The sequence below is a fragment of the Streptomyces sennicomposti genome (assembly GCF_019890635.1).
Lineage (GTDB): Bacteria > Actinomycetota > Actinomycetes > Streptomycetales > Streptomycetaceae > Streptomyces > Streptomyces sennicomposti.
Genome location: NZ_JAIOAB010000118.1, coordinates 1 through 4371, shown reverse-complemented (window position 1 = coordinate 4371; position 4371 = coordinate 1). Strand labels below are relative to the sequence as shown.

At 74.0% G+C, this 4371-nt stretch carries 6 protein-coding genes; 2 read left to right on the top strand and 4 right to left on the bottom strand.

Annotation, left to right across the window (positions count from 1 at the left end):
- Window positions 1-78 precede the first annotated feature (78 nt).
- Window positions 79-1197, bottom strand: a complete 1119-nt coding sequence (locus tag K7787_RS31200; RefSeq protein ID WP_223003692.1) for a baeRF2 domain-containing protein — start codon at window positions 1195-1197, stop codon at window positions 79-81.
- A 57-nt stretch (window positions 1198-1254) separates the two neighbouring features.
- On the opposite strand from K7787_RS31200, the gene K7787_RS31195 reads away from it, so the two are divergent.
- Window positions 1255-1536 carry a DUF6158 family protein gene (locus K7787_RS31195; protein WP_019985171.1) on the top strand — a complete coding sequence of 94 codons (282 nt, stop codon included), beginning with the start codon at window positions 1255-1257 and terminating at the stop codon, window positions 1534-1536.
- 175 nt (window positions 1537-1711) lie between these two features.
- On the opposite strand, the gene K7787_RS31190 is transcribed toward K7787_RS31195, so the two are convergent.
- The 3 genes from K7787_RS31190 to K7787_RS31180 all read right to left on the bottom strand — a co-directional run bounded on the left by K7787_RS31190 (window position 1712) and on the right by K7787_RS31180 (window position 3221).
- Entirely contained in the window at window positions 1712-2257 is a 546-nt protein-coding gene (locus K7787_RS31190) for a type 1 glutamine amidotransferase domain-containing protein (protein WP_223003691.1), read from the bottom strand.
- 129 nt (window positions 2258-2386) lie between these two features.
- Complete coding sequence (locus K7787_RS31185) at window positions 2387-2779, bottom strand: CBS domain-containing protein (protein WP_231573905.1); 393 nt, start codon at window positions 2777-2779, stop codon at window positions 2387-2389.
- A 40-nt stretch (window positions 2780-2819) separates the two neighbouring features.
- On the bottom strand, window positions 2820-3221 hold the full coding sequence (locus tag K7787_RS31180; RefSeq protein ID WP_223003690.1) for a DUF2795 domain-containing protein: 402 nt from the start codon (window positions 3219-3221) through the stop codon (window positions 2820-2822).
- 258 nt (window positions 3222-3479) lie between these two features.
- On the opposite strand from K7787_RS31180, the gene K7787_RS31175 reads away from it, so the two are divergent.
- Window positions 3480-4274 (top strand): RNA polymerase sigma factor SigF, encoded by a 795-nt coding sequence (locus K7787_RS31175; RefSeq protein ID WP_019985174.1) that lies wholly within the window; start codon window positions 3480-3482, stop codon window positions 4272-4274.
- Window positions 4275-4371 lie beyond the last annotated feature (97 nt).

Below are 4371 nucleotides of genomic sequence, written 5' to 3'. Positions count from 1 at the left end.
CCCCCCCCCCCCGGGGGGGGGGGGGCGCCCCGCCACACATGTCCACACATGTCCGTGGCGGCACGCCCCGCCGGTGTCTCACTTCCAGCGCAGGATCGCGCCCAGGCCGCCGACCGGGGCGTCCTCGCCCGCCGACTCGCCGGCCGGGGCCAGCGACAGCGCCGCCGCGTCCGTGGTGACCGCGGAACGGATCAGGGCGTCGTCGGCGCGCGCCGGCCAGGAGTGCTGTTCGCCGAGGATCTTCAGCTCCGTCCGCCGCACCGCCACCTGGTCAGGGTCCTCGCCGATCCACACCTCGCGGCGGGCGTCCGCCCCGTCCGGGCTGATCAGCAGCTCCTCCAGCCGGTGCTCGCGGGCCGCCTCCACCAGCGCGGGCACCCCCTCCACGGCCCCGGAGCGCCCCTCGTCGTCGGGGTTGCGGGCCGCCCGGAAACGGTCCAGCTCGTCGTCGATCCGGCGGCGTACGTGCTCGGACCGCAGGCGCTCCACGTCCTCGTCCAGCAGCCGGCTGCCGGTGCCGTGCACGGCCTCGACCACCTGGTCGTGCAGCCGCTTGGGCAGGCGCTCGCGCACCTCGCTGCGCTCCCGGTCGTCACCGACCATGATCAGCAGGTCCGCGCCGGTCTCCTCCTGGCAGACGCTGAGCGCGTCGGCGATCTCCGCGGCGTTGTGCTCCCAGGTGTTCTCCACCTTCAGCTGGAAGTGCCGCTCGGACCAGTCGACGCTGCTGGTGCGGTGGATGGGCCACTGCCGGCCGACCACCTTGCCGGCCTGCTCCCGGCCCAGCGCGCTGCGCAGCTCGAAGTCCGCGCCCTTGCGGTCGACGTACGCCACGATCGCGACCGGATCCTCGCCCGCCAGATCCAGCAGCGGTCCCACCCGGGGCAGCGGCGCCCACTCCGCCCAGCTGTCGCCCAGCGGGGGCCGGGCCAGCCGCGGGTCGAGGACCACCCGGCCGCCCTGCGCGAACAGGGCCCGCCCGTGCGGGTCGGGCGAGTGGCGCATGTCGTCGATCGCGCTCGCCACGGCCCGGCAGGTGTCCTCGTCCGCGCCCTGCCGCGCCAGCTCGCGGGCCATCGCCTCGGCGGTCAGGTGCAGTTCGTGGGCGGTGTCCTCCGTGTGCCGGGAGGTGTCGACGTACACGGAGGCCCAGGGGCCCGGGTGTTCGTACAGTGGATTCAGAAAGGCGAGATCCATGGCTCCCTCCCGGATGCCGTTCGGTGGTAGTGCACGCCGGGCGGGTACCCGGACCGCATGAACGAACACGACGAGCGGGGCAACACCATGACCGGAGTCGACCCGGGCCGGCTGGACGACCAGCAGCTGATGAAGGAGCTGGAGACCATCCACCGCACGCGCCACGACACGCTGCTGTACGGCTCGAACGACGCGCTGCGGGCCCACAACGAGCGGATGGCGCAGCTGGAGGGCGAGTACCTGCGCCGCAATCCGCGCCGGCCGGTCGCCGCGGGCCGCACCCGCGAGGGCGCCAGGGAGCGCGGGGGCTGCGGGGAGACCGCGGCGCCCCAGAGCTGAAGGGGGCCGCCCGGGGCGGTGGCCGTGGGCGCACGGCCGTGCCCGCCGGCGCGCTTCCTGCGGCGCGCCGACGGGCACCTTCGCGTACGACCGCGTACGACCCGTGTGCGTACGACCCGTGGCGTACGGCCTGTGGGCGTACGACCCGTAGCCGGTCAGCCGTTGTCGTCGCTCGTCAGCCCTTGCCCCTCTGGGCGAAGACGTCGAGGAACGTCTCGCAGAACGCCTTCAGGTCGTCGGGCTTGCGGCTGGTGACCAGCTTGTTGGGGCCGTTGTCGCAGACCTTCACCTGCTCGTCCACCCAGGTGCCGCCCGCGTTGCGGATGTCGGTGCGCAGGCTCGGCCACGAGGTGAGCGTACGGTCGCGTACGACGTCGGCCTCGACCAGCGTCCACGGCGCGTGGCAGATCGCGGCCACCGGACGCCCCTGCTCGAAGAAGGCCTTCACGAACGCGACGGCCTTCTCGTCGGTGCGCAGGAAGTCGGGGTTGGCCACCCCGCCCGGCAGGACGAGCCCGTCGAAGGAGTCGGCCGAGACGTCCCCGACGACCGCGTCGACGGGAAACGTGTCCGCCTTGTCCAGGTGGTCGAACCCCTGGATCTCCCCGGACTGCGTGGACACCAGCACGGTCTCGTGCCCGGCGTCCTCGGCCGCCTTGCGGGGCTCGGTCAGCTCCACCTGCTCGACGCCCTCGGGCGCGGTCAGAAATGCGATGCGCATGATCGTTCAGAATCCTTTCGTCGCCGCCGGGGAACGGCTGGGTTCCCCGGCGGTCCGTTCGTCGGCCCGTGCGGCGGTGCGCTCGCCGGGCGGGCGTCCCGCCCGGCGCAGCCGTGCCGCGGCGGCGTCTCACGGCGCCGCCTTCGCGTCCCAGGCGTCGGCGAGGTCGCTCAGGCTCACCATGCCGACCGGCATGCCGTCCTCCACGACCGGCAGCCGGCGCACGGAGTGCTCGCGCATCAGCGTGACGGCCGCCCGCAGCGGGTCCTGAGGGCCGACGACCAGCGGGTCGGGCGTGCACACGGCCCGCGCGCTCACCGTCTGCGGGTCCAGGCCCTCGGCCACCGCCCGCACCGCGATGTCCCGGTCGGTGAGCACGCCGACGACCTCCTGCCCGTCGGCCACGACGACACCGCCGATGTCCTGGGCGCGCATCAGCCGGGCCGCCTCGACCAGCGAGGCGTCCGGCCGTACCGCGACCACGCCCGGTGTCATGACGTCCCTGACGAGTTCAGCCCTCACGTCGGGCGCCACCTGCCTCTCCGCCTTGCACGCATGGGGATTACGCGCGGCCCTCCCGAGGGGGCCGCTCAGTGTGGGTCAGTTCCTTCGCCAGTTCCTGGACGTTGGCGTACTGCGCCTTGCGCGGCAGCCGCTCCAGTGCCTCGATGAGCGCGTCGGGCGCGTTCTTGCGCCGCAGGGCGCGGGCCAGTTCGGCCGGGCCCGAGGGGAACGCGGTACGGCTCAGGTTCCGGGCCAGCTCCAGGCGCACGGTCTCCAGGGACGCCCGCGAGTCGCCCGGCGCCACCGGACCGCCCCACACCTGCGGGTCGTCCTCGGCGGCCGGCTCCGGGTCGTGCCACTCCTCGGTGCGCGTGGGGTGGCCGGACCTGAGCAGGCCCTGCAGTTCGTGCTTCATCTCGTCGTCACGGTGGACACTCAGCCGGTCGCTGCCTCGCTGCATGTCTCCCTCCACATCGGTCGGGGGTGGCCACCGCGTACCCGTGCAGGCGGAGCCGACACAGCCGGAAGAAGCCGGAAGAAGTGTGTTTGCCTCCGGCCCGGATGGGCAGGCGCACACGCAGTGCTTCGGACCGGAGGCACGTCCGCGGGAGCGGCGCGCGACAGGCCGCCACACGCGACGCGGCCCTCCGGAACCGCGTCCGCGCTCCCTCGGTGACCCTCGTCCACCCAGAGCACTCCGAGGGAGTTGCGACCCACCATGGACATGCGAACGAGTGCGGGGCGCCACCCGCACGACGACGCACCCGACACCGCCGAGGCCTTCCGCCGGCTGGTGCGGCTGCCCCCGGGACCCCGGCGGGACGCCCTGCGCGCGGAACTCGTGGAGGCCTGGCTGCCGATGGCCGACCGGCTGGCCGGCCGCTTCCGCAACCGCGGCGAGAACCTGGACGACCTGCGCCAGATCGCCGCGCTCGGCCTGGTCAAGGCGGTCGACCGCTACGACCCCGGGCGCGGCTACGCCTTCGAGAGCTACGCCGTGCCCACCGTCACCGGCGAGATCAAACGGCACTTCCGCGACCACATGTGGACGCTGCACGTGCCGCGCCGGGTGCAGGACCTGCGCAACCGGGTGCGCGCCGCCGACCAGGACCTGGCCCGGACCATCCCCGGCCGCAGGCCCACCGTCGCCGAGATCGCCGCGCACGCGCAGCTGAGCGAGGACGACGTACGGACCGGACAGGAGGCGCTGGAGAGCTTCACCGCGCTCTCGCTCGACGCGGAGCTGACGGGCGGCGCGGACGGCTACTCCCTCGGCGACTCGCTGGGCTCGCCCGACGCCGCGCTGGACACGGTCGTGGACCGCGAGGCCGTCAAGCCCCGCCTCGCGGCGCTGCCGGAACGCGAGCGCGCCATCCTCTACATGCGGTTCTTCGACGACATGACGCAGAGCCGGATCGCCGAGGAACTGGGCATCTCCCAGATGCACGTCTCCCGCCTGATCAGCCGCAGCTGCGCCCGACTGCGGGAACAGGTGCTGCGGGACGCGGCGTAAGCCCTGCCGGGCGGAGCGGGGGAAGGGCACCAGGGCCTGCGGCCCGGTGCCCGTGCTGCGGCCCGGTGCCCGTGCTGCGGCCCGGTGCCCGTGCTGC

Excerpts from the sequence above, each read along its gene's own strand:
- K7787_RS31200 (WP_223003692.1), bottom strand. The coding sequence starts at position 1,197 with ATGGATCTCGCCTTTCTGAATCCACTGTACGAACACCCGGGCCCCTGG.
- K7787_RS31195 (WP_019985171.1), top strand. The coding sequence starts at position 1,255 with ATGAACGAACACGACGAGCGGGGCAACACCATGACCGGAGTCGACCCG.
- K7787_RS31190 (WP_223003691.1), bottom strand. The coding sequence starts at position 2,257 with ATGCGCATCGCATTTCTGACCGCGCCCGAGGGCGTCGAGCAGGTGGAG.
- K7787_RS31180 (WP_223003690.1), bottom strand. The coding sequence starts at position 3,221 with ATGCAGCGAGGCAGCGACCGGCTGAGTGTCCACCGTGACGACGAGATG.
- K7787_RS31175 (WP_019985174.1), top strand. The coding sequence starts at position 3,480 with ATGGACATGCGAACGAGTGCGGGGCGCCACCCGCACGACGACGCACCC.